Below are 22,788 nucleotides of genomic sequence, written 5' to 3'. Positions count from 1 at the left end.
GCGGCACTTTTCTCGCTTTTCTGCATGAAAAAGCAATGGTATACTAAAAATCGCCCAAGAAAACGTAAGGGGAGTTAAAGTGAGTGATAAATGATGAGTTGGTTAGATAAATTTTTTAGTGTATTTTTAGGAGAAGAAAAGAAAGAAGAAAAAGCTGTGAGACCTGAGGAAGGTCCAGCTGCGCCAAAGCAGCCAGTTTTTGAGCAGCATACAGAATATAAAAAAATCGAAGATACGAAAGTCTATTATGAATATCCGAAAGGCAACTTCCGCTTTCCGCTCGTTCCAGATGAACCTCTGCGTGACGGTGTGAAGCAGGAAAGAAGACGCGCAAAAACAAGCCAGCCAAAGGCTAAGCAGAAGGCCTATGATCCGAAACAAACGCAGCAGTCCGATATCAATAAAAAGCCATTTAAAACAGAGCAAATTCCATCACCGATCTATGGCTATCATCAGGATATGCGTCCTAAACGAACAGAAGCGAAAGAAGAAGCATCTCCTGTGCAAATGAAAGCAGCAGAAGAAACAGCGCAGCGTGTCACCCTGTTATCAGAAGAGGCAGAGCGTGAACGGAATGTCAGACAGCAAATGAACATCCCGTCCATTCGGAAAGAAACTCGTATGGAAGAAATGGTTTCAGCACCAACTGAAGAAAGAGTGGACATGCAATCAGACGTGACCCCGCTTACTTTGCAAGAGGAACTCGCTTATCAAGATCATGTTCAATCAACGATGGAGCGTTTAAATGATGAACCTTTCACCCAAACAGAGGAAAAAGAGTCAGCCTTTTCTGAGTCTCAAGACCTTATCGAAGCTGACATACATAATCAGCAGTCCGAAGCTGATCAAGAACAGCCGGTAGAGCCTGAACAGAATGTTTTCAGCGAATACGAAGAAATAAAAGACGAGCCGGTACATCAGGATGAAGATCATACTAAGGAAAGTGACATGCTGTCATTCGAATTACCGGAAGCCTCGCAGCCAGCATTTGAAATAGAAGTAGACATGCCAGCTGAAGAGATAGAGCTCACAGAAGAACCGGTGGAGGAAATAGAAGCTGATTTGCTAAAAGACAGCCAAGAAGAAGTAGCAGTAATGGAAGAGGCTGAGCAAGTGGTCCAGCATGATTTGCAAGGAGATCAATTGTTGGAAGAAGCTGAAATAGTAGAAGATCAGGTAATGCCAATAGAACAAACAGAGGATGTACAGACTGCTGCTGAACGATTAGAGCCTGTCATAGAGCAACCAGAGCACCAAGAACAAGTGCTTGAAGTCAAGGTAGAAAAACCGAAACAAACTGCTCCACAGCCGCAGCGTGCAAGTGGGCAAACATCAACGGTTCCTTTTAACGTCATGATGTTAAAAAGTGATCAGCGCGTGCAAGGACAAAAGAAAGCAGCAGATGCCCAAGGATATGTGTTCCCAAGCCTCGCCCTTTTAGATGTCCCTCCGGCTCAAAAAGAAGAGGACGGGACATGGGTGAAAGAGCGGGCAGAGCTACTCAATGCCACGTTGAAAAATTTCAATGTTAGAGCAAGTGTCGTTCATGTCACGCAAGGCCCTTCTGTGACAAGGTTTGAAGTACATCCAGAACCAGGTGTCAAAGTGAACAAAATTACGAATCTGTCAGATGATATTAAACTCAGTTTGTCCGCAAAAGATATTCGAATTGAAGCACCGATTCCAGGAAAGAACACGATCGGGATTGAAGTGCCGAACCTTCACAGTAAAATGGTTTTCTTACGAGAGATGATCAGAAGCAGTGCGTTTAGAGACAATCCATCTCCTTTAACAGCAGCACTCGGATTAGATATCTCAGGACAGCCTGTTGTCGTTGATCTGCAAAAAATGCCGCATGGCTTAATTGCTGGAGCAACAGGTTCAGGAAAAAGTGTCTGCATCAATACCATTTTAGTGAGCTTAATGTTTAAAGCATCACCAGATGAAGTGAAAATGCTGTTAATCGACCCTAAAATGGTCGAATTAGCACCGTATAATCATATTCCGCATCTTGTGAGTCCTGTTATCACCGATGCCAAGACAGCCACAGCTGCTCTGAAATGGGTAGTAGATGAAATGGAAAGACGCTACGAGCTGTTTGCGCACTCTGGCGTGAGAGAAATTAAACGATTCAATGAACTAGTAAAAGAAAAACAAATGGGTGAAAAACTACCTTATCTTGTCGTTGTGATCGATGAGCTCGCTGATTTAATGATGGTTGCACCAAATGAAGTCGAAGAAAGCATTTGCCGAATCGCGCAAAAAGCAAGAGCATGCGGCATTCATTTATTGATTGCCACACAAAGACCTTCTGTTGATGTCATCACAGGTCTGATTAAAGCCAATATTCCAACAAGAATTGCTTTCTCTGTCTCAAGTCAGGTAGATTCTAGAACGATCATCGACATGGCAGGTGCAGAAAAGCTTCTCGGAAAAGGAGACATGCTCTTCTTAGAAAATGGTTCCGGTAAGCCGACCAGGCTGCAAGGGAACTTTGTATCAGACCGCGAGATCGATGAAGTAGTGGCGCATGTAAGAAAACAGCGCAAGCCTGTGTTCCTATTTGAACAGGAAGAATTAATGCTCCAAGGTTCTGCCATTACAGATGAAGATGAATTGTTTATGGATGCCTGCCGTTTTGCTATTGAGCAAAATAGTGCCAGTACATCGAGTTTGCAGAGAAGATTTAGAATTGGCTACAATCGTGCTGCGAGATTGATCGACATGATGGAACGCGAAGGGATGATCTCTGGTGCGAAGGGCAGTAAACCAAGAGAAGTCCTCATGACACTGAGTGACTTAGAACAGCTGATCTAAACAAAATCACTTCATTTTTTTCATAAACATGGTATGATAGCACATAGGTGCAATTTTGGAATTGGACGCTTTTCGCATGCCTGTCAGAACGCTTTTTTATGTAAAATGAGCAAAAGCAGGTGTTAGAAATGGGAAAGTTGTCGGATACTAATCATAGTTAATATTGATTAGAATAGGAAGATCGGAAAAAATTCTTTATTTGGAGCTGCGATCTGTGATCCGCTAGAGGCGAAAATCACAAGTTGCAAATTGAAATGAGCGTCATATACTGTAAGTCAGATAGACGTTTGTTGGAGGTACAATTATGACTGTTTATCATTTTGTTGGAATAAAAGGGACAGGTATGAGTCCACTGGCCCAAATTCTTCATGATACTGGGTATACTGTCCAAGGATCGGATATCGAAAAACATATCTTTACACAAAAAGCATTAGAAGAACGAAATATTAAAGTTCTACCATTTGACCCAGATAATATTCAACCAGGGATGACCGTCATTGCAGGTAATGCATTTCCTGATACACACCCTGAGATTGAACGTGCCCTTTCTGAAGGGATTCCTGTCATTCGTTACCATAAATTCCTTGGAGAATACATGGATTCATTCACAAACGTTGCGATTACTGGTGCTCATGGTAAAACATCGACAACAGGACTGCTTGCTCATGTGATGCAATCTGCAAAACCAACTTCGTACTTAATCGGTGATGGATCTGGTATGGGGAAAGAAAACAGCGAGTATTTTGTATTTGAAGCATGCGAATACCGCAGACACTTCCTTAGCTATCACCCAGACTATGCGATCATGACTAATATTGATTTTGATCATCCGGATTATTTCTCGGACATTAACGACGTATTTGATGCGTTTCAAAACATGGCGCTTCAAGTGAAAAAAGCCATTATCGCTTGCGGTGATGATGAGCATCTGCTCAAAATTCAAGCGAAGGTACCTGTTGTGTACTACGGTTTCAATGAAGAAAATGATTTCCAAGCTCGCAATGTGGTGAAAAACACAGAGGGCACTACATTTGATGTATTTGTACGCAATACGTTTTATGACACCTTCTACATTCCTGCCTACGGAAATCATAATGTCCTCAATTCATTAGCTGTCATTGCATTATGTCACTATGAAGCCATTGATGTAGAGCTCATCAAAGGCGCACTAACGACATTTGGCGGGGTGAAACGCCGCTTTAATGAAAAAGTAGTCGGTGAGCAGGTTTTAATTGACGACTATGCCCATCACCCAACTGAAATTGAAGTTACGATTGAAGCAGCCCGTCAAAAATATCCAGACCGTGATATTGTCGCTGTCTTTCAGCCGCATACGTTCACACGCACACAGCAATTCTTAAGTGAATTTGCTGACAGTCTAAAGAAAGCAGACTATGTCTACCTTTGTGATATTTTCGGTTCAGCCCGTGAAAACATTGGGAAGCTGAGTATTGAAGATTTACGAGGAAAAATCCCGCAGGCCCAATTGATTACGGAAGAAGACACATCTGTGCTGAAAGCACATGAAGATGCGATTCTGATCTTTATGGGAGCAGGAGACATTCAAAAATATCTGCGTGCTTATGAGAAAGTCGCTGTATAAATATTTAAACGAAAAGTGCCGTTTTGTATCGGCGCTTTTTTATTTTGAATAAAATGTGACAAAGGGGCTAAATGTGTCAAGATGTGCTGCTTTTTTTCGCCCGCTGTGGACAGGAATCGGCGAATAAGTGTAGAATTATTACTTAATCGGTCATTCTAGGCGATGTTTGAATGATACAACGAGAGGGTAATGAATTGAATATGCCCGCAACAAAGGAGGTATCAGATGATTATTATTCTATATCTAAGCGTTGCACTGATCGCAATTGCTTTCCTCATTCTTGTCATCTATTTGTCCAAAACATTAAAATCCTTACAGCTGACATTAAAGAATGTTGCATCAACTTTAGAAGGTCTTGAAGGTCAGATGCAAGGCATCACCACAGAGACAGCACAGTTGCTACATAAGACGAATCAGCTTGCTGAAGATATTCAAGACAAATCTGCAAAACTCAACACAGTTGTGGATGCGGTGCAGGGAATTGGCGGCTCAATCAACCAATTTAATACAAGCATAAAGCAGGCAGCTGGTGCAGTATCTTCATCCGTAGAACGTAATCAAGAAAAAGTCACGGATGTAGTAAGCTGGAGTAACGCAGCACTTGAAATCTATAAAAAATGGAAACAACGGAAACACCAAAAATAAACCATTTTCGCATAGGAGGAATAATCATGAGCAAAGACGGAATCAATAGCAAAGACTTTTTGATCGGAACACTTATTGGTGGAATTGTGGGTGCAACAACAGCATTATTTTTAGCACCGAAGTCAGGGAAAGAGCTTCGCGATGATTTGAACACCCAAGCGAATGCTTTAAAAGAAAAAACAGATCGACTCACAACAGATGCAAAAGAAAGAGGCACTGAATATGTGACGATTGCGAAAGATAAAACGTCTGAATTGTCTCAAATGGTGGCTGAACAGTCCAACCAGATTTTAGACAAAGTGAAAGACATAAAAGAGCGTGCAGCTGGAAAAGCTAATCAAGTAAAAAGTGAAGCAGAAGATGCGGCAGCTGATCTAGCAAGCGAAGCATCAGATGTAGCAGATGAAGCAAAAGTAAGAGCACAAGAAGCAAAATCAGAAATTGAAGACGGCATCAAAGATGTCAAAGAAAAAGTAGAACAATCTACTAAAGGCTAACTCACTGCTCGCAGTGAGGAAGGAGTACATCATGTCAAAACAACTTATAGAAACAGAAGAACAGTTTGATCAACTAACAAATCAAGATGGGACCTTTGTCTTTTTTAAGCACAGTTTGACATGTCCGATCAGCCAAGCGGCTTTTCATGAGTTTGAAGCATTTGCGTCTGCGCATGAAGACGTGCCTACTTATTTCTTGCAAATTCAAAACACAAGAGAGCTTTCATCCTATGTGACTGAAAAGTCTGGAGTAAAGCATGAAAGCCCACAGGCACTCGTCTTTAGCGGCGGAAAAGTAAAATGGCATGCGTCTCACTCAAGCATTACGAAAGAAGCGCTTGAACATAATCTGTAAAAGAAACGTCAGCAATTGGCTGACGTTTTTTTTATAAAAAAAGGTTTACTTCAACCAAAAGTATGCTATAATCTACACATAATACTTTATTGCTTAAAAGCGTTTGGGTAATAAAGAAAATTTTCGTGACAATTCCGAAATCTTTGTTTATAATAAACCCTATCATGAGAGAATGAAAAAATAAAAAGCGTGAACAGGCAGAGGAAAGGATGACAAAAATGAGCAACAATGAATTAGAGCAATTGAGACAGCAGGCAGATGAACTAAATCTTCAAATCTTAAAACTGATCAATGAAAGAGGAAACATCGTAAAAGAAATTGGAAAGGCGAAAGAAGCGCAAGGTGTCAACCGTTATGACCCTGTCAGAGAGCGCACAATGCTAAACCAAATTCTTGAAGAAAATGATGGACCATTCGAAAACTCAACTATTCAGCATATTTTCAAAGAGATTTTCAAAGCAGGTCTAGAGCTTCAAGAAGATGACCACAGCAAAGCACTTCTTGTTTCTCGTAAGAAAAAACCAGAAAATACAATCGTGAACATCAATGGAGAAGCGATTGGTGACGGAAAACAGCGATTCATCGTTGGACCGTGTGCTGTTGAAAGCTATGAGCAAGTGGCAGAAGTTGCGGCAGCAGCAAAACAGCAAGGACTAAAACTACTTCGCGGCGGTGCATTTAAACCACGTACAAGTCCATACGATTTCCAAGGACTTGGTGTAGATGGTCTGAAAATTCTAAAGCGTGTAGCGGACGAATACGGTCTAGCTGTTATTAGTGAAATCGTTAATCCAGCTCATATTGAAGAAGCAATTGAGCATATCGATGTCATCCAAATTGGTGCACGTAACATGCAAAACTTCGAACTCTTAAAAGAAGCCGGATCTGTGAAGAAACCTGTTCTTTTAAAACGCGGTCTTGCAGCAACTATTTCAGAATTCATCAATGCAGCTGAATACATCATCGCTCAAGGAAATGACCAAATCATCCTTTGCGAGCGTGGTATCCGCACATACGAAACAGCGACAAGAAATACACTAGATATCTCTGCAGTGCCGATCTTGAAACAAGAGACTCATTTACCAGTCTTCGTTGATGTGACGCACTCAACTGGACGTAGAGATCTTCTCCTTCCAACAGCGAAAGCAGCTCTTGCGATTGGAGCAGACGGTGTCATGGCAGAAGTGCATCCAGATCCTTCTGTTGCTCTATCTGACTCAGCGCAGCAAATGGACATTCCTCAGTTCGAAAAATGGTTAGATGCGCTAAGACCACTTGTAAACATTCACGCGTAATCATAGATACAAATGCCGCCGGATGATGATTCGGCGGTTTTTCTATGGAGAAAACAGGAGAGAATTGGGAATGAAAGGGAGAGAGCACATTGCAAGACTCAAAAGTGCTTGTTCACAATGTTTTCATTTTTAAAATTCGACAGAATCTGCTAAGATCATTGTCATAGCTGACGTTCTCAACGATTTTTCATGAAATATGATTCAATTTACAGGTAACAAGCTCATTAAAGTTTGTTTAATTTAGTTATAAAAAGAAAGGGAACGTTTTCATATGGCGAAAAAACGTGTATAATTTCATAAAAGAATGTCATTTTGATGTAGATTGAAAAATTATGTGGCTCTTTTCATCGTTTTAATGACAAATAGGATATTATTTTCCTCGTATCTGACATGTCTCTATCCAATTGGTGAATGCTATAGATATGAAGTGTATTTGAAGGAGTGATTTATGTGAATAATGTTACAATATATGATGTAGCAAGAGAAGCAAATGTAAGTATGGCAACGGTATCACGCGTAGTGAATGGGAATCCGAATGTAAAACCAACAACAAGAAAAAAGGTACTTGAAGCGATTGATCGTCTTGGCTACCGCCCGAATGCAGTGGCACGAGGCCTTGCCAGTAAAAAAACGACAACAGTTGGGGTCATCATCCCTGATATTTCTAGTATCTTCTATTCGGAGCTTGCTCGTGGAATTGAAGATATTGCGACGATGTATAAGTACAACATCATTTTGAGCAACTCAGATCAAAATACTGATAAAGAGCTGCATCTGTTAAATACCATGCTAGGGAAGCAAGTGGATGGGATTGTCTTTATGGGCGGAAACATCACAGATGTTCTTGTTGAAGAATTTAAGCGCTCTCCTGTGCCGATTGTTCTTGCAGCATCTGTTGAAGAGCAGGCCCAAACACCATCTGTTACCATCAACTATGAGCAAGCGATTTTTGATTCAGTTCAGCTATTAGTTGAAAAAGGACATAAACGAATTGCTTTCGTATCTGGTCCAATGTCAGAACCTATTAACTCTATGAGAAAACTTGCTGGTTATAAACGTGCGCTTGAAGAAGCGGGCATCGCATTTGACGATGCGCTCGTCGCTGAAGGTGATTACTCGTATGATTCTGGAATTGAATCACTTGCTCATCTGCTGGAACAGTCTGACAAGCCGACGGCTGTCATTGCGGCTACAGATGAAATGGCATTAGGTGTCATTCACGGAGCACAAGATAGAGGGGTATCGATTCCTGAGGATTTAGAAGTCATTGGTTTTGATAACACTAGACTGTCCCTCATGGTGCGCCCTCAGCTAACAACAGTTGTTCAGCCGACATATGATATTGGCGCTGTGGCAATGAGACTGCTGACAAAGCTGATGAATAAAGAACAAGTGGACGATCAAATTGTTGAGCTTCCGCATAGAATTGAAGAAAGACAATCAACAAAATAAAACGGAAAAAGCAGGCTTACACGTGAGTGAATGCCTGCTTTTCTTATGCATTTTTGTTTTCCCTTCTGACAGGCATGAGTGCTTTTTCTACAGTTTGGGCATTCTTTTCTGTGATTTCAGCTTTTCTTGGGATCGGTGGATATAAATCATCTGGGTCTCCCCACGTAGGTGGGAGGGTGACAGGCGATTGTTTGTGCCAAGCCTGAACCCAATCCTGAGGAAGTTCAGCAGGTGGTGTGATGCCTTTCATTTCAAGCCAAATCCGGCTCCACGCCCTTGGAACGACCCGCCAAATATCATAACCACCTCCGCCAACAGCGATCCATTTTCCATCACAATATTGATGCGCTAGCTCATGGGCAAGTCTAGGAATTTCCTCATATATTTTCATGGTAGCAGATAAATGGGTTAACGGATCATAGTAATGTGCATCTGCCCCGTTTTGTGTCAAAATAACATCTGGTTTAAAAAAAGCAGCAATTTCAGTCACTGCTGTTCGGTATGCTTCGAGAAATGATTCGTCTTCTGTAAATGCATCAAGTGGAATGTTGTAGGCGTAGCCATAGCCTTTATCGTGACCTCTTTCCTGTACTTGTCCAGTTCCAGGGAACAAATAGCGCCCTGTTTCATGAAGAGAGACCGTACAGACCTCAGGGTCGTCATAGAAGCTGAATTGTACACCATCGCCGTGATGGGCATCCGTATCAATATATAAAATTCTTGCGCCATATGTCTTTTGAATATATTGAATGGCTACTGAGCTGTCATTATAAATACAGAAGCCAGATGCACGCCCTTTAAACCCGTGGTGGAGTCCTCCACCAAGATTAAGTGCATGCTGCGTGTGTCCCATCATCACTTGGTCAACGGCTGTAAGTGTCCCGCCAACAAGGAGAGAAGCTGCCTCATGCATGCCTGCAAACATTGGTGTATCCTCTGTACCAAGCCCGTAGCGTTCACCCTCTGCTGTAGAGAGCTTTCCTTCACTAGCTCGCTGAACAGCTTGAATATAATCAGCTGTATGAACGAGCTTTAATTCCTCCAGTGTCGCCATACGCGGTGCGACGATCTCATCATCTGTTAACGCCTTCATTTTTAAGAGAAGATCATATGTTAAGTAGACACGAAGCTGATTGAACGGATGGTCTTGGTGAAATTGGTACGTTTGAAAAGATGGTGAAAAAACAAAGGTCGCTTCCTTCATTTGATCGTCTGCTCCATAGGCCACAGCACCTTATAGCCTTTTGCACGAATCAGCTTCGTCACATGATCTGCATGCATGGTTTGGAGGCGGAAGACGAGCACTTTAGAGGATTCATTTGCATGCGGATATACAAGCACACTCAGCATCTGAATATGCTGCTCCTTTAAAATGGCCGTAATGTCTGCGAGGCCTTCTGTCATCTGGTCCACTTCAACCTCTAAGTGTGATCCAGGCTGATCTGCACCTGTCAGTCTGACAAACGTACGCAGTAAATCAGTTTTTGTGATAATGCCTACAAGCTTGCCGCGTCTCACCACTGGAAGGCAGCCAATTCCGTGTTCAAAAAAGACACTTGAAATCTCCTCAACGAAATCAAGCGGATAAGCAGTGATCGTTTCTAATACCATGATCTCCTCAACTGGCCGCTGAATGAAGAGCTGCCTTTTTTCTGTTTCGAAAATACTTGGACTGGCATTTTTAATATCCCGATCTGTCACCATCCCAATGACAGAACCTTGATCAGATACGATTGGAATATGCCGAATGTGATGTGCACTCATTTTTTGAATGGCTTCTTCAATCGTATCGGTTTTTCGCAGCGTGATCACATCACGCTCCATAATTTGTTCAATCATCATTGTTTACCAATCCCCTTTGCCAAAAAAACGAATTGAACGTTAATACATAAAGCGCTGATGGAAGCGGAGGCGATCAAAACGCTCGATCGAATCAGGAGTCACATTTTTCCCGATTCTCGCCATTAAACAATTGGCTGGGTGTGAGCTGATTTCTGGCTCGTCTGTTGCAAACCAGACAAGACCGCCTGCGTTCATCATTTTCTCCATCATTTTGCGGTACTCCCACACGTTTTTCTTTGTCCCCTTTAAATCCCAATGCCAGTAATATTCAGTTGTAATGATGATATAATTCTCCATCTGCTCATCCATCATGCTCACATCAAGTAAGTGCTTGCCAAGTGAGCAGCCTCTAAATGGAGGAGCGACCTCAATCGCGCCAAGCTCGATTAAGTTGTCCATCTTGCCCTCTGACCAGCGCTCAAGCGGATCAGGATACAAATACGTGACATAGCCTACGACAAGCTCATCCACTCGTGCAATGATAATACGTCCTTCTGGAAGGTCTGCTATTTCAACAAGTGCTTGTTTCTGTTCCTCAGGCGTGCGAAATGCCGTTAGTCCTTCATGAAACGTATGGTTCGCAAGCTCTGATGCAGGTACCGGACCTTCAATAAGGATGGCACCTGTTTCTCGCTCAATGATTTTTGAATAATAAGTTTTAGGATGCTCCACGTATCCACCGCCTCAAATTCTAGTGAGTCGTCTCTATTTTATCTTAAAACTTGCAAGAATTAAAACGGTTTCACTATAAGTTTTTTAAAAATTGAGAAAAAAAGTCATCTATACTATAATGGTCATTGTAAACGTATGCAAAGGGGGACTGTTTGATGAAAGTGGAAACGCTACCATCAGTAAAAGGGAACTATCATTTAAATGATTATGAGCAGGCATACAAAGAATTTTCATGGGAGGAAGCAAGAAAAAACTTCTCATGGTATGAAACTGGAAACATCAATGCAGCCTATGAAGCGATTGACAGACATGCGGACTCTTTTCGTAAGAACAAGGTGGCGCTTCACTACAAAGATTCACAGCGGGATGAAAAATATACGTTCAGGGATATGAAAATCAACACGAATAAAGCAGGAAACCTATTCAGAGAAAGAGCGCATGTGCAAAAAGGAGATCGTGTATTTGTCTTTATGCCAAGATCACCTGAGCTCTATTTTCTTCTGCTTGGCGCAATCAAAATTGGGGCGATCGTTGGCCCGTTATTTGAGGCATTTATGGAAGGTGCGGTCAAAGACCGTTTAGAAAATAGCGAGGCGAAGGTCATTGTGACAACGCCGGATCTGCTTGAACGAATTCCGTTTGCAGAGCTTCCGAAGCTAGAATCCGTCATTATTGTCGGCGGTGAAAAAGAAGACGTAAATGGTGTTCGGACAATCCATTACGAAGAGGCATTTGAGCAGGTAGCAAGGGATTTGGAGATTGAATGGATGGATGAAAAAGACGGCTTTCTTCTTCATTACACATCAGGGTCCACAGGTACGCCAAAGGGTGTGCTGCATGTTCATGGCGCAATGGTGCAGCAAGATCAGACTGGTAAATGGGTGCTTGATCTAAAAGAAGACGATGTCTATTGGTGTACAGCTGACCCGGGCTGGGTAACAGGTACCGTGTACGGCATCTTTTCACCGTGGTTAAATGGGGCGACAAATGTCATTTTAGGCGGCAGATTTAATCCTGATACGTGGTATGAAACGATTGAATCACTAGGTGTGACCGTTTGGTACAGTGCGCCGACAGCCTTTAGAATGCTGATGGGAGCAGGAGATGATCTTATTCAAAAATATGATCTCAGCTCACTCCGTCATGTGTTGAGTGTAGGTGAGCCACTTAATCCAGAAGTCATCAGGTGGGGAGATGCTGTATTTGGCAAACGAATTCACGACACTTGGTGGATGACAGAAACCGGTGCTCAGCTGATTTGTAATTATCCATGCATGGATATCAAACCAGGCTCAATGGGGAAACCGATTCCAGGCGTAGAAGCTGCGATTGTGGATAATGCCGGAAATGAACTTCCACCATACCGGATGGGCAACCTTGCCATTAAAAAAGGCTGGCCGTCTATGATGCATACGATCTGGAACAATCCTGAAAAATATGAATCTTACTTTATGCCGGGAGATTGGTATGTTTCAGGAGATTCAGCTTATATGGACGAAGACGGATACTTTTGGTTCCAGGGGCGTGTGGATGATGTGATCATGACGTCAGGAGAACGTGTCGGTCCGTTTGAGGTAGAAAGCAAACTGGTTGAACATCCGGCCATTGCAGAGGCTGGTGTCATTGGAAAACCAGATCCGGTCCGCGGTGAAATTATTAAGGCATTCATTGCGCTCAGAAGTGGTTATGAGCCGACAGATGAGCTGAAAGAAGAGATTCGTACGTTTGTGAAAAAAGGACTCGCTGCACACGCAGCACCGAGAGAAATTGAGTTTAAAGACAAATTGCCAAAAACGCGAAGTGGAAAAATTATGAGACGTGTGCTAAAAGCATGGGAGCTGAATTTACCGGCTGGCGACCTATCAACAATGGAAGATTAATTTTTCCGTCAGTTGACTTGATATCAAAAGTATGTTAAAAATGACTTTAGTTGAATATGAAAAGGTTTTGACTGAGATTCAGTAGAATCATCTTTCCCTGTCCAAGAGAACTGACGGCTGGTGCGAGTCAGTACAAAGAGATATTCGAATTACCCTCACGAACCGCTTTTACGAAAAGGAGCATGAACATGCTGCCTGATTAGTGAAAGAACGGATCTGTCCGTTATCAGTGTAAGTGAAAAGACGTGATTTGTTGTCTTTTAAGCAGGGTGGTACCGCGATATATATCGTCCCTTCGTTCATTCGAAGGGGCGTTTTTTATGTTGAATTGTAAAAAAAGGAGAATTGGATATGAGTCAATTGATGGAAGAGTTATCGTTCAGAGGATTAATTCAGCAGCAAACAGATGAAGAAGGTTTAACAACATTATTAGCAGAAGAAAAAATCAAGCTGTACTCCGGCTTTGACCCAACAGCGGACAGCTTACACATTGGCCACCTATTGCCAATTTTAACATTACGCAGATTCCAGGAAGCAGGCCATCACCCGATTGCCCTTGTTGGCGGTGCAACTGGATTGATCGGAGATCCTAGCTTCAAAAAAGCAGAGCGTTCACTAAATCCGGCAGAAATCGTCGAACAGTGGTCAGAGAAAATCAAAGGGCAGCTCTCTCAATTTCTTGATTTTGATGCAGGCGAAAACCCAGCGATTATCGTGAATAACTATGACTGGATCAGCCAAATGAATGTCATCACGTTCCTTCGTGATATTGGAAAGAACTTCGGTGTGAACTTCATGCTGGCAAAAGATATCGTCAGCTCACGGATTGAGACAGGGATTTCGTACACAGAGTTCAGCTACGTTATCCTTCAATCTTTAGACTTCTTAAATCTTTATAGAAATGAGAACTGTAAGCTGCAAATCGGCGGAAGCGACCAGTGGGGAAATATCACATCTGGACTTGAGCTGATTCGTAAGTCTGAAGCAGAAGGAGCAAAAGCATTTGGTTTAACGATGCCGCTTGTCACGAAAGCAGACGGCACGAAGTTTGGTAAAACAGAAGGCGGCGCCATCTGGTTAGATAAAGAAAAAACGTCTCCTTATGAGTTCTACCAATTCTGGATCAACACAGATGACCGTGACGTCGTGAAATACTTAAAATACTTTACGTTCTTATCGAAAGAAGAGATCGCATCGTACGAAGAAAAAGTACAAACAGCACCTGAAAAGCGTGAAGCGCAGCGCCGTCTAGCAGAGGAAGTTACGACTCTTGTACATGGCCGTGAATCACTAGAACAGGCTGTCAACATCTCAAATGCGTTATTCAAAGGCGAAATCAAATCTCTTTCAGCTGAAGAAGTCAAAGTAGGCTTTAAAGATGTTCCATCAATGGAGAAAAGCAGTACAGAAGAATTAACACTTGTCGATATCCTTGTGGAATCAAAGCTGTCTCCATCAAAGCGTCAAGCACGTGAAGATATCACAAATGGTGCTGTCTCCATCAACGGAGAGAGACAAACAGATAAAGATTATGTTCTTTCAGCTGACGATCGAATTGAAAACCAATTTACTGTTTTAAGAAGAGGGAAAAAGAAATACTTCCTCGTGACGTATAAATAAATCTTTATGAAACAGTAAACATCATGGAAAAGCACCTCAAATGTTCGTATACATTGAGGTGCTTTTCTTTTTTATGTAGAAGTAGCTCATTCGCCTGCTTCTTGTTCAAGGAGTGAATCTTTGTTTGTATAAGCATGTTCTACCTTACAAATTCGGGTTGTATAGGATTCATACCAATCTTTTTTCCCCTTTTTTTGAACACGCTGATGTGCTGTGTGTGCTTTCCATTCTTTGATGGCTGCTAATGAATCCCAGTAAGAGACAGTGATTCCAACACCATGTTCATCTCGTACACTTTCTATTCCAAGAAACCCATCTAGATCTTTCGCTAATTCTTCCATTTTTTGAGCAGCCGCATCGTATTGTTTCTGTTCGACATTTGTTCGTTTTGATGTGAAAATCACGGCATAATAGGGTGTTGCAGGTGTTTGAGTAAATAGCATCTAAGTAGAACCTCCTTTTGTCTATTGACATTATATATGAAAGAAAGAGGGTCTCGTAGTCTTTTTGTTTTAATTTAAAAAAGTCCAAGGTGCTTTTTGATTATTTATATTTATGTAAAATCATCTCATAAACATTACCTTGTTCACTTTTCTGACATATTTTTCTTATATAAAATAGAGTCGAATAGAATGAATAAGGGGGAATGAAAGTGATTCTTGTGAAGAAAAGGAGTTTACAGATTCTCGTTGCGCTTGCATTGGTGATTGGTTCAATGGCTTTTATCCAGCCTAAAGAGGTGAAGGCAGCTGAGCATAATCCGGTTGTGATGGTGCATGGCATTGGCGGTGCCTCTTATAACTTTGCTTCGATTAAAAGTTATTTGGTCACACAAGGCTGGGATCGAAACCAATTATTTGCTATCGATTTCATAGACAAAACAGGGAATAACCGCAACAATGGTCCGCGTTTATCTAGATTCGTCAAAGATGTGCTAGACAAAACGGGTGCCAAAAAAGTAGATATTGTGGCTCATAGTATGGGCGGAGCGAACACGCTATATTATATTAAGAATCTAGACGGCGGTGATAAAATTGAAAACGTCGTCACAATTGGTGGAGCAAACGGACTTGTTTCAAGCAGAGCATTACCAGGCACAGATCCAAATCAAAAAATTCTTTACACATCCGTCTACAGCTCAGCCGATCTCATCGTCATCAACAGTCTTTCTCGTTTAATTGGCGCTAAAAACGTCCTGATTCATGGCGTTGGCCATATCGGTCTATTAACCTCAAGCCAAGTGAAAGGGTATATTAAAGAAGGACTGAACGGCGGAGGACAGAATACGAATTAAAAAACGAAAAAAGACAGCATTTATGTGCTGTCTTTTTTGATGTCATCAGCTAGTTGATGAAAAAGAATTTTAAAGGAGGAAAAACGTTGACGCAAAAACTCAAGCAATATTTCTTCGGCTACTTTCTCTATTTTCCGTGCTCATTTCTCCTTATCTATTTCATCTGGACGAAGTTTGTTAAATCAGTTCAAATAGGAGAGGTGCTGTCTAATTGTACATCGATCATCGGTATCTATTACATCATCACTAGTGTGTGGTTTGTCTTTTTGATGAAAAAACAGGTAAAACATCAGTAAAAGCATGTACAAATCAGTCACCATTCCTTACACTACATGTAGTGAACGAGAATCTTTGGAGGTGGGTATTTGTGCAAAATCATCAAAAGGCTTTGATAATGGTAGATGTACAGAAGGCGTTCGAGCATGAAAAATGGGGAGAACGGAATAACCTAGAGGCAGAGAAGAATATCAGTCATTTATTGACGTTTTGGAGAGAAAACGGCTGGCCTGTTATTCATATTCAGCATACATCTGATAACCCGGATTCCTTATTTCATCCGGCAAATGAAGGGCATCTTTTCAAAGAGATCGCCAGACCGCTAAAGGAAGAAACGGTGATACAAAAGAAAGTCAACAGCAGCTTTATAGGCACTAATTTAGAGGAAAAATTAAGGTCAAACGAGATTGATACTGTGGTGATCGCAGGACTCACAACACCACACTGCGTATCAACGACCACAAGAATGAGCGGAAATCTTGGCTTTGATACGTACCTGATCTCAGATGCAACAGCAGCCTTTGGACTCACAGATCAAACCGGTACATATTTTGACCCAGAAACAATCCATCGGCTCTCGCTTGCCACACTCCATGAGGAATTTGCGACTGTGCTGACAACAGAGCAACTCCTCATAAATTGGGCAAAATCATAATTGAATGTTAGAAAGCTCCTAGAAAAATATTCTTAGGAGCTTTTTTATGCCAAGTCAGATGTGTCCAGTAATTGTTTGCGTTGTTTCTTACGTGAGTAAATGAGATCAATCTCAATAAATATAAAGCTGACAAAGAAAGATAAAATCAATATACCGTACTCCCCTATCGATACATTCACTAGGTTGATGTGAAGGACATACTTGATAGAGAGATGTAAAACAATCCAAGAACTCACCCATTCCAAAGCATAAATGAGCCATGTAGGGAGCTTAAGTAAATAAGCCAGCCCTTTGCCTACGAATAGAAGAATAGGAGACCAAAAAACGACGATGACACTCACGAATAATGAGAATGAAATCAAAGAATAAAATGAATCATACGTAATTTGTTCTCCAAAAAGAAAATTTACGCCTAAAGTGACGATGTATAGCACACCAGTTGAAATTGCGATCACAAAGCAGAGAGAAAAAAAGAGCAGGAAGATAAACAGACTCGCAGCAAATCTATTTGGTGGTTCATCGATGAATTGTTTTTTTCTTAAAAGTGAATAGGCGGTAACAGCTAGGGCTAAGAGTAAGAATATAATGATTGTGATACTATACATGGAACTCCTCCATTTAAGTACTATAGAAAACAATCCGATTGGATATGTTATCCACCACCATTGTATCAATAGACAATATGTACTTCAAACATATTTTTCCTATATTTGTATACGGTGATTTGGAGGGGCGTATTTGAAAAAAGAATGCAAACAAAAAACCCTAGACCGCCTTGAACAATCAAGGGATCTAGGGTTTTTTTGTTCTCTCTTTGGAGAGTCATGAAATTAACGAGAGTAGAACTCAACGATTAGTTGTTCGCTGATTTCAGGCGCTAATTCAGAACGCTCTGGAAGACGAGTGAAAGTTCCTTCAAGCTTTTCAGCATCGAAAGAAAGATATTCAGGAACGAAGTTGTTTACTTCAACTGATTCTTTCACTACTGCAAGGTTTTGAGATTTCTCACGAAGAGCAATCGTTTGACCTGGTTTCACAGAGAAAGATGGGATGTCTACACGGCTTCCATCAACAAGGATGTGACCATGGTTGACTAGCTGACGAGCTTGGCGACGAGTACGAGCAAGGCCAAGACGGTATACTAGGTTGTCAAGGCGAGTTTCAAGAAGAATCATGAAGTTTTCACCTTGTTTACCAGGAAGTTTAGCCGCTTTGTCAAATAGTGTACGGAATTGACGTTCGTTGACACCGTACATGTGACGAAGCTTTTGCTTCTCTTGTAATTGTAAACCGTATTCAGATAGTTTTTTGCGTTGTCCTGGACCATGTGGGCCTGGAGCGTAAGGGCGTTTTTCAAGTTCCTTACCTGTTCCGCTTAATGAAATGCCTAAACGGCGGGAAATCTTCCAACTTGGACCTGTATAGCGAGCCATAATGTGACTCCTCCTTATTTGTTTTTATTTGTGAAAAATAAAAACCGTCTGTTCTTTGTCTTTTCCGTCATTATGTTTTCATGCATCCTCGCTCCAGCAGCAGGGAGTTACAAGATGCACCTTCATATAGAAGGAACAAAATGATACAAAAAAGCCGAACAAAAAGGCTGCCATATTTCACACAAAATCTATTATATGACGCTGGATTGGAGAAGTCAACCTATTTAGAGATAGAGATGATGTTGCACGTCATGCGAAGAAAAATAAAAAAGCAGACAATGTGCCTGCTTTTTTGTAAGATTACGCATCTGTAGAGGCGGATAACGCCTTTTGGAGCACCTCGGTAAATTGAATTAAGTAGGTTTCATCTACTTCGCTGAAACGGTCTTTCACGGGGCTGTCAATGTCGAGTACCCCGATGATCTGTCCATTTACCTTGAGCGGAACGACAATTTCAGATTGAGATGCTGCATCACATGCGATATGCCCGGGGAATGCATGCACATCAGCGATACGCTGCACTTCACCTGTTGCAAACGCAGTACCGCAAACGCCTTTTCCAGATGGGATACGCACACATGCAGGCAGTCCGTTAAACGGTCCGAGAACAAGCTCGCCGCCCTTTTCTAAATAAAATCCTGCCCAATTGACTTCTGGGAGTGAATGATACAATAGCGCTGCAGCATTTGCCAGATTGGCAATCAGATCAGGCTCACCATCTGTAATGGCTTCAACCTGTTTAACGAGCAATTGATAGTCTTTTGATGGATCGCCAGACTGTTTTTCGACATGAAACATGAAAATCTCCTACTTTCTATCTCAAAAATACATCCCTTGCGTCTCACATGTGAGATTTGTCGAGCAATAATAAAAGGAACTTCCGCCTTCATCTTGAAGTATGTACACATGAAGAGGGGTGAGCGGATGAAAGCATCAACAACCGTGCAAACAAAAGACCGTATCATTGAAGCTGCCATCAGACTTTTTAACCAAAAAGGATTTTCTGGAACCTCTGTCCGTGAGATTGCGAAGGAAGCAAACGTCAACGTTGCCCACATATCCTATTACTTTCAAGGAAAAGGGGGGCTGCTTGAGCAGCTCGTATCCGATTTTTATGAAGGCTACATTCACATGATTGAATCACATATCCATCACATGGAAACCCGTCACGCAAAAGAATGTTTACTACATGTGGTTTTTGATATTTTATCTTATCAGCACGAACACCGTCAATTAACCCGTTTCGTTTATCGAGAGGTGACAATTGATTCGACGCTGATTAGAGAAATAATGTCGACCTATTTAACAAAAGAAAAGTATTTATTTCAGCTCATCATTGAAAAAGGAAAAAGAACCCAAGTGATTTGTGATCAGCTTTCACTTTCAACGTTTATGATTCAGCTAAAATCACTTCTGATGATGCCCTATTTACAGCCGCAATATTTAACTGAAGTGCTTTATTTGAATCCAAGTGAGCCTTATTTCTATCAGATGTATTTTAAAGAGCTAAGCCGATCGCTTCATCATTTACTAGAACCAAAAAAGCCGGCATCAGATTCTCATTTAAAACTCATGATGTCTTCGAATTGATCATAAGCATATCCGAGATCTTCCGCTTGATGGGCATCAGACCCGAATATGAGCGGAATTTTTTTCTGTTTTGCAAAGTCAATCATCCATGGGGCCAAATAGATACTTCTGGCATATGTTTTACGAAGACCTGATGTATTAAAGTCTAAGGACATCCCTTTTTTTGCCGTTTCTTCAAGACAAAGGGCGACCTTTTCACAAAGTTCAGTTGACATTTCATATGGGAAAAGCTGTTTGAATTTCTGCACAAGGGTGATATGACCGATTCTTTTTGGCTTATAGTGCCCTAAAGATGATAGAATAGAAGAATGAATTTGGTCATAGTAGCTTTGATAGACCTGTTCGATGCTGCCATGGATGCTTATTAGTTGCTGAAAGGCATGCTCGTCAAAATCAAGGCAAATATAATCATCGTCAGCAGGAAGAAAGTGAACAGATAAAATGCTGTCGTCTAGTTCTGGACCGTAGCAGTCTAAAAAGGCACTTGTTTCCTCTTCATACTCTTTGATATAGTCAACCTCAAGCCCAGTTTTTACTATTAATTGTCCTTCGTATTCCTGTTTTAGTTGATTCAGTTTCATTAAGTACGATTCAAGGTCTTGGAGCTTCATGGCACTATCCTGCTCAGGTGTTGGATCTCGAAACGATGGAGGCAGAGGGGCATGCTCGGTAAAGGTTATGGAATCAAATCCCTTTTTGATGGCTTTTTCAATATAAGAATGAAAAGGATCAAGCGAGCCGTGCGGGCAAAACGGTGTATGTAGATGTGCATCTTGTTTCAGCATGTCGTCACCTCTTGTCGATATTTTGAAAAACGTGATGTTTATCAGCGAAAATAATGAAAAATCATGACCAAAAATGCTGGTTACATGGTATCATAATAACAATGAAAACGACAGCTTCTGCATACATAAAAGCATGTCACATGAATACGTGTGATCAAATGATAGAAAGCACTCAAATACTTTCTTGAAAAAACATACATAAAACCGTGAATGGATGGTATTGGGAAACATACGATCCTGTTTATAAAAAAACAAATGCAAAGCGGACACGAAAGGGTTCTCAGGTCTACTCGGGACACTTTTACCCTGACATCACTTAGATCACAACAAGGGGGCTCATTATGGAGTTTATCATCGGTTTAATTGTCATTTTGCTTGCTTTGTTTTCAGTCGGTTATTTCCTTCGAAAAAATATATATAAAGAGATTGACCGATTGGAAGCATGGAAAATTGAAATTTTAAACAGATCAATTGTAGAAGAAATTTCAAAAATCAAACATTTAAAAATGACCGGAGAAACAGAGCAGTTTTTTGAAAGATGGCGTGCAGAGTGGGACGATATCGTCACAGCCCATCTTCCAAAGGTAGAGGAGTTACTATATGATGCAGAAGAGTATTCTGATAAATATCGATTCTCCAAAGCCAAGCAGGTTCTAACGCATATTGAGGATTTGCTGAGTGCTGCTGATTCGAACATTGAAGACATTTTAAAAGAAATTGCAGACCTTGTCACAAGCGAGGAGCAAAATCGCAAGGACATTGAAAAGGTCAAGGAGCAATATCAAACGGTTCGCAAAAATCTGCTTGCATACAGCCATTTGTACGGCACCCTTTATGACAAAATGGAGCAGGACTTAGATGAGGCCTGGGAAGGGATCAAGCAGTACGAGGAAGAAACAGAAAACGGGAACTATATGCAAGCAAGAAAGATTTTGCTTGAACAAGACCGTAGACTCGATCAGCTGCAACTGTATATCAATGATGTACCAAAGCTCATTGCAGACTGCAAACAAACCGTACCAGGACAGCTGACGAAGCTGGAAGACGGATATAAAGAAATGATAGATAAAGGCTACAAGCTGGAGCATATCCAAATCACAAAAGAGCTGGAGAACTTAAATAAACAGCTGACGCGAGCCGAAAAACTACTCATTGATGAACTTCATTTAGAAGAGGCGTCAAGTATTCTGCAAATGATTGATGATGCGATTCAGACGCTATATGATCAGCTGGAGGCAGAAGTAGAAGCAGGTCAAGAAATCAAAAGCAAAATGCCGGAACTAACAGAAGCCTTCGAGAAGCTTGAACAAGATCACACACAAACAAAGGCAGAAACAGCTCTTGTGAAAGAGAGCTACAAGTTGTCAGCAGGGGAACTTGATCAACAGAAGGCATTCGAAAAACGTTTAGAAGAAATTGAAAAGCTGATGAAACAAATTCGCGAGAAGCTTGATCGTGACCATGTGGCTTATTCATTATTAATGGATGAGATCAATCAGCTGGAAACCTTTATCGAAGATGCAAAAGCATTGCACGACACCTTTAAAGATCACCTTCAATCATTAAGAAAAGAAGAATTACAAGCGAGAGAAACATTGGCTGAATTCAAAACGATGCTGACAGATACAGTGCGTCACCTGCATAAAAGCAATATTCCAGGGGTACCTGTAGAAATGAAAGAGCGTGCTGAAAAGGCGCAGGAGATGATCCAGCAAGTGCACGAGCAGCTGGAAAACCTGCCGCTCAATATGTCAGCTGTGAATCAACACTTAAAAGAAGCTTCAGACACAGTGAGAAACGTTGTGGATGAGACAGAAGAAATGCTTAGCAAAGTGGAGCAAATTGAACGAATCATTCAATATGGCAATCGTTTTAGAAGCCAAAATCATATTCTTTCAGAGCAATTAAAAGAGGCAGAACGAAGATTTTACGCCTATGATTACAACGGATCATTTGATATAGCAGCAGCGGCTGTTGAAAAAGCATCACCAGGCGCTGTACAAAAGCTATTAGCTCAGCAAGAAAAAGAGTATCAGCATCAATAAAAAAGCTGAAGTCCATTTACAGGACTTCAGCT

Annotated in this window: 22 protein-coding genes and 1 other annotated feature; of the genes, 14 read left to right on the top strand and 8 right to left on the bottom strand. The window is 41.3% G+C overall.

The genetic code is table 11. The annotated features are described in order from the left end of the window. The first annotated feature begins 90 nt into the window (after nucleotides 1-90). The 7 genes from C5695_RS14730 to ccpA all read left to right on the top strand — a co-directional run bounded on the left by C5695_RS14730 (nucleotide 91) and on the right by ccpA (nucleotide 8,664). Nucleotides 91-2,817 (top strand): DNA translocase FtsK, encoded by a 2,727-nt coding sequence (locus C5695_RS14730; RefSeq protein ID WP_117731363.1) that lies wholly within the window; start codon nucleotides 91-93, stop codon nucleotides 2,815-2,817. 304 nt (nucleotides 2,818-3,121) lie between these two features. Further along, on the top strand, nucleotides 3,122-4,420 hold the full coding sequence (murC, locus tag C5695_RS14725; RefSeq protein ID WP_117731362.1) for a UDP-N-acetylmuramate--L-alanine ligase: 1,299 nt from the start codon (nucleotides 3,122-3,124) through the stop codon (nucleotides 4,418-4,420). Nucleotides 4,421-4,645: 225 nt separating this feature from the next. Continuing rightward, the gene (locus C5695_RS14720; RefSeq protein WP_024424855.1) at nucleotides 4,646-5,065 is read left to right on the top strand and encodes a DUF948 domain-containing protein; all 420 of its coding nucleotides are present in this window, start codon (nucleotides 4,646-4,648) and stop codon (nucleotides 5,063-5,065) included. A 26-nt stretch (nucleotides 5,066-5,091) separates the two neighbouring features. Beyond that, a complete protein-coding gene (locus tag C5695_RS14715; RefSeq protein WP_117731361.1) occupies nucleotides 5,092-5,562 on the top strand; it encodes a YtxH domain-containing protein in 471 nt (156 codons plus the stop codon). A 31-nt stretch (nucleotides 5,563-5,593) separates the two neighbouring features. Continuing rightward, nucleotides 5,594-5,917, top strand: coding sequence for a bacillithiol system redox-active protein YtxJ (ytxJ, locus tag C5695_RS14710; RefSeq protein ID WP_117731360.1), 324 nt, complete (start codon nucleotides 5,594-5,596; stop codon nucleotides 5,915-5,917). 218 nt (nucleotides 5,918-6,135) lie between these two features. Then, entirely contained in the window at nucleotides 6,136-7,212 is a 1,077-nt protein-coding gene (locus C5695_RS14705) for a bifunctional 3-deoxy-7-phosphoheptulonate synthase/chorismate mutase (RefSeq protein WP_058015046.1), read from the top strand. A 450-nt stretch (nucleotides 7,213-7,662) separates the two neighbouring features. After that, nucleotides 7,663-8,664 (top strand): catabolite control protein A, encoded by a 1,002-nt coding sequence (gene ccpA / locus C5695_RS14700; RefSeq protein ID WP_117731359.1) that lies wholly within the window; start codon nucleotides 7,663-7,665, stop codon nucleotides 8,662-8,664. A 43-nt stretch (nucleotides 8,665-8,707) separates the two neighbouring features. On the opposite strand, the gene C5695_RS14695 is transcribed toward ccpA, so the two are convergent. The 3 genes from C5695_RS14695 to C5695_RS14685 are packed head-to-tail and all read right to left on the bottom strand — an operon-like array spanning nucleotide 8,708 to nucleotide 11,178. Next, nucleotides 8,708-9,868, bottom strand: coding sequence for an acetoin utilization protein AcuC (locus C5695_RS14695; protein ID WP_117731358.1), 1,161 nt, complete (start codon nucleotides 9,866-9,868; stop codon nucleotides 8,708-8,710). Next, nucleotides 9,865-10,506: a CBS and ACT domain-containing protein gene (locus C5695_RS14690; RefSeq protein WP_117731357.1), complete on the bottom strand. Its 642-nt coding sequence runs from the start codon at nucleotides 10,504-10,506 to the stop codon at nucleotides 9,865-9,867. The genes C5695_RS14695 and C5695_RS14690 overlap by 4 nt, the downstream gene beginning before the upstream one ends. 39 nt (nucleotides 10,507-10,545) lie before the next feature. Then, nucleotides 10,546-11,178 (bottom strand): GNAT family N-acetyltransferase, encoded by a 633-nt coding sequence (locus tag C5695_RS14685; protein WP_117731356.1) that lies wholly within the window; start codon nucleotides 11,176-11,178, stop codon nucleotides 10,546-10,548. A 155-nt stretch (nucleotides 11,179-11,333) separates the two neighbouring features. Here C5695_RS14685 and acsA point away from each other — a divergent pair, with 155 nt between their 5' ends. Together acsA and tyrS are read left to right on the top strand one after the other, a co-directional pair. Then, complete coding sequence (gene acsA, locus C5695_RS14680) at nucleotides 11,334-13,058, top strand: acetate--CoA ligase (protein ID WP_117731355.1); 1,725 nt, start codon at nucleotides 11,334-11,336, stop codon at nucleotides 13,056-13,058. A gap of 58 nt (nucleotides 13,059-13,116) precedes the next feature. After that, nucleotides 13,117-13,356: a binding site (T-box leader), on the top strand. Between the two features lie 53 nt (nucleotides 13,357-13,409). Then, entirely contained in the window at nucleotides 13,410-14,678 is a 1,269-nt protein-coding gene (gene tyrS, locus C5695_RS14675; RefSeq protein WP_117731354.1) for a tyrosine--tRNA ligase, read from the top strand. An 86-nt stretch (nucleotides 14,679-14,764) separates the two neighbouring features. Here the strand turns inward: tyrS and C5695_RS14670 are convergent, their stop codons facing one another. Then, complete coding sequence (locus C5695_RS14670) at nucleotides 14,765-15,121, bottom strand: antibiotic biosynthesis monooxygenase family protein (protein ID WP_117731353.1); 357 nt, start codon at nucleotides 15,119-15,121, stop codon at nucleotides 14,765-14,767. A gap of 272 nt (nucleotides 15,122-15,393) precedes the next feature. On the opposite strand from C5695_RS14670, the gene C5695_RS14665 reads away from it, so the two are divergent. From C5695_RS14665 to C5695_RS14655, 3 genes are all read left to right on the top strand, one after another. Further along, nucleotides 15,394-15,972 (top strand): esterase/lipase family protein, encoded by a 579-nt coding sequence (locus C5695_RS14665; protein WP_395940482.1) that lies wholly within the window; start codon nucleotides 15,394-15,396, stop codon nucleotides 15,970-15,972. Between the two features lie 86 nt (nucleotides 15,973-16,058). Beyond that, nucleotides 16,059-16,268 (top strand): hypothetical protein, encoded by a 210-nt coding sequence (locus tag C5695_RS14660; RefSeq protein WP_077068007.1) that lies wholly within the window; start codon nucleotides 16,059-16,061, stop codon nucleotides 16,266-16,268. A gap of 98 nt (nucleotides 16,269-16,366) precedes the next feature. Further along, a complete protein-coding gene (locus C5695_RS14655; RefSeq protein WP_410369216.1) occupies nucleotides 16,367-16,903 on the top strand; it encodes a cysteine hydrolase family protein in 537 nt (178 codons plus the stop codon). Nucleotides 16,904-16,947: 44 nt separating this feature from the next. Here the strand turns inward: C5695_RS14655 and C5695_RS14650 are convergent, their stop codons facing one another. The 3 genes from C5695_RS14650 to C5695_RS14640 all read right to left on the bottom strand — a co-directional run bounded on the left by C5695_RS14650 (nucleotide 16,948) and on the right by C5695_RS14640 (nucleotide 19,134). Next, nucleotides 16,948-17,508: a hypothetical protein gene (locus C5695_RS14650; RefSeq protein ID WP_117731350.1), complete on the bottom strand. Its 561-nt coding sequence runs from the start codon at nucleotides 17,506-17,508 to the stop codon at nucleotides 16,948-16,950. A gap of 225 nt (nucleotides 17,509-17,733) precedes the next feature. Continuing rightward, a complete protein-coding gene (rpsD, locus tag C5695_RS14645; RefSeq protein WP_034661940.1) occupies nucleotides 17,734-18,336 on the bottom strand; it encodes a 30S ribosomal protein S4 in 603 nt (200 codons plus the stop codon). A gap of 300 nt (nucleotides 18,337-18,636) precedes the next feature. After that, on the bottom strand, nucleotides 18,637-19,134 hold the full coding sequence (locus C5695_RS14640; protein ID WP_117731349.1) for a GAF domain-containing protein: 498 nt from the start codon (nucleotides 19,132-19,134) through the stop codon (nucleotides 18,637-18,639). A gap of 126 nt (nucleotides 19,135-19,260) precedes the next feature. On the opposite strand from C5695_RS14640, the gene refZ reads away from it, so the two are divergent. Then, the gene (gene refZ, locus C5695_RS14635) at nucleotides 19,261-19,926 is read left to right on the top strand and encodes a forespore capture DNA-binding protein RefZ (protein ID WP_117731348.1); all 666 of its coding nucleotides are present in this window, start codon (nucleotides 19,261-19,263) and stop codon (nucleotides 19,924-19,926) included. Here the strand turns inward: refZ and hisJ are convergent. Beyond that, entirely contained in the window at nucleotides 19,896-20,711 is an 816-nt protein-coding gene (hisJ, locus tag C5695_RS14630) for a histidinol-phosphatase HisJ (RefSeq protein WP_117731347.1), read from the bottom strand. The genes refZ and hisJ overlap by 31 nt on opposite strands. Before the next feature lie 341 nt (nucleotides 20,712-21,052). Here hisJ and ezrA point away from each other — a divergent pair, with 341 nt between their 5' ends. Beyond that, complete coding sequence (gene ezrA / locus C5695_RS14625; protein WP_117731346.1) at nucleotides 21,053-22,756, top strand: septation ring formation regulator EzrA; 1,704 nt, start codon at nucleotides 21,053-21,055, stop codon at nucleotides 22,754-22,756. The last annotated feature ends 32 nt before the right edge of the window (nucleotides 22,757-22,788 follow it).

The organism is Bacillus pumilus, assembly GCF_003431975.1.
Classification (GTDB): domain Bacteria; phylum Bacillota; class Bacilli; order Bacillales; family Bacillaceae; genus Bacillus; species Bacillus pumilus_N.
Note: the sequence above shows the minus strand (reverse complement) of the source record. Positions and strands in the feature narration are given on the sequence as shown.

Excerpts from the sequence above, each read along its gene's own strand:
- C5695_RS14730 (WP_117731363.1), top strand. The coding sequence starts at position 91 with ATGATGAGTTGGTTAGATAAATTTTTTAGTGTATTTTTAGGAGAAGAA.
- murC (WP_117731362.1), top strand. The coding sequence starts at position 3,122 with ATGACTGTTTATCATTTTGTTGGAATAAAAGGGACAGGTATGAGTCCA.
- C5695_RS14720 (WP_024424855.1), top strand. The coding sequence starts at position 4,646 with ATGATTATTATTCTATATCTAAGCGTTGCACTGATCGCAATTGCTTTC.
- C5695_RS14715 (WP_117731361.1), top strand. The coding sequence starts at position 5,092 with ATGAGCAAAGACGGAATCAATAGCAAAGACTTTTTGATCGGAACACTT.
- ytxJ (WP_117731360.1), top strand. The coding sequence starts at position 5,594 with ATGTCAAAACAACTTATAGAAACAGAAGAACAGTTTGATCAACTAACA.
- C5695_RS14705 (WP_058015046.1), top strand. The coding sequence starts at position 6,136 with ATGAGCAACAATGAATTAGAGCAATTGAGACAGCAGGCAGATGAACTA.
- C5695_RS14695 (WP_117731358.1), bottom strand. The coding sequence starts at position 9,868 with ATGAAGGAAGCGACCTTTGTTTTTTCACCATCTTTTCAAACGTACCAA.
- C5695_RS14690 (WP_117731357.1), bottom strand. The coding sequence starts at position 10,506 with ATGATGATTGAACAAATTATGGAGCGTGATGTGATCACGCTGCGAAAA.
- acsA (WP_117731355.1), top strand. The coding sequence starts at position 11,334 with ATGAAAGTGGAAACGCTACCATCAGTAAAAGGGAACTATCATTTAAAT.
- tyrS (WP_117731354.1), top strand. The coding sequence starts at position 13,410 with ATGAGTCAATTGATGGAAGAGTTATCGTTCAGAGGATTAATTCAGCAG.
- C5695_RS14670 (WP_117731353.1), bottom strand. The coding sequence starts at position 15,121 with ATGCTATTTACTCAAACACCTGCAACACCCTATTATGCCGTGATTTTC.
- C5695_RS14665 (WP_395940482.1), top strand. The coding sequence starts at position 15,394 with ATGGCTTTTATCCAGCCTAAAGAGGTGAAGGCAGCTGAGCATAATCCG.
- C5695_RS14655 (WP_410369216.1), top strand. The coding sequence starts at position 16,367 with ATGGTAGATGTACAGAAGGCGTTCGAGCATGAAAAATGGGGAGAACGG.
- C5695_RS14650 (WP_117731350.1), bottom strand. The coding sequence starts at position 17,508 with ATGTATAGTATCACAATCATTATATTCTTACTCTTAGCCCTAGCTGTT.
- rpsD (WP_034661940.1), bottom strand. The coding sequence starts at position 18,336 with ATGGCTCGCTATACAGGTCCAAGTTGGAAGATTTCCCGCCGTTTAGGC.
- C5695_RS14640 (WP_117731349.1), bottom strand. The coding sequence starts at position 19,134 with ATGTTTCATGTCGAAAAACAGTCTGGCGATCCATCAAAAGACTATCAA.
- refZ (WP_117731348.1), top strand. The coding sequence starts at position 19,261 with ATGAAAGCATCAACAACCGTGCAAACAAAAGACCGTATCATTGAAGCT.
- hisJ (WP_117731347.1), bottom strand. The coding sequence starts at position 20,711 with ATGCTGAAACAAGATGCACATCTACATACACCGTTTTGCCCGCACGGC.
- ezrA (WP_117731346.1), top strand. The coding sequence starts at position 21,053 with ATGGAGTTTATCATCGGTTTAATTGTCATTTTGCTTGCTTTGTTTTCA.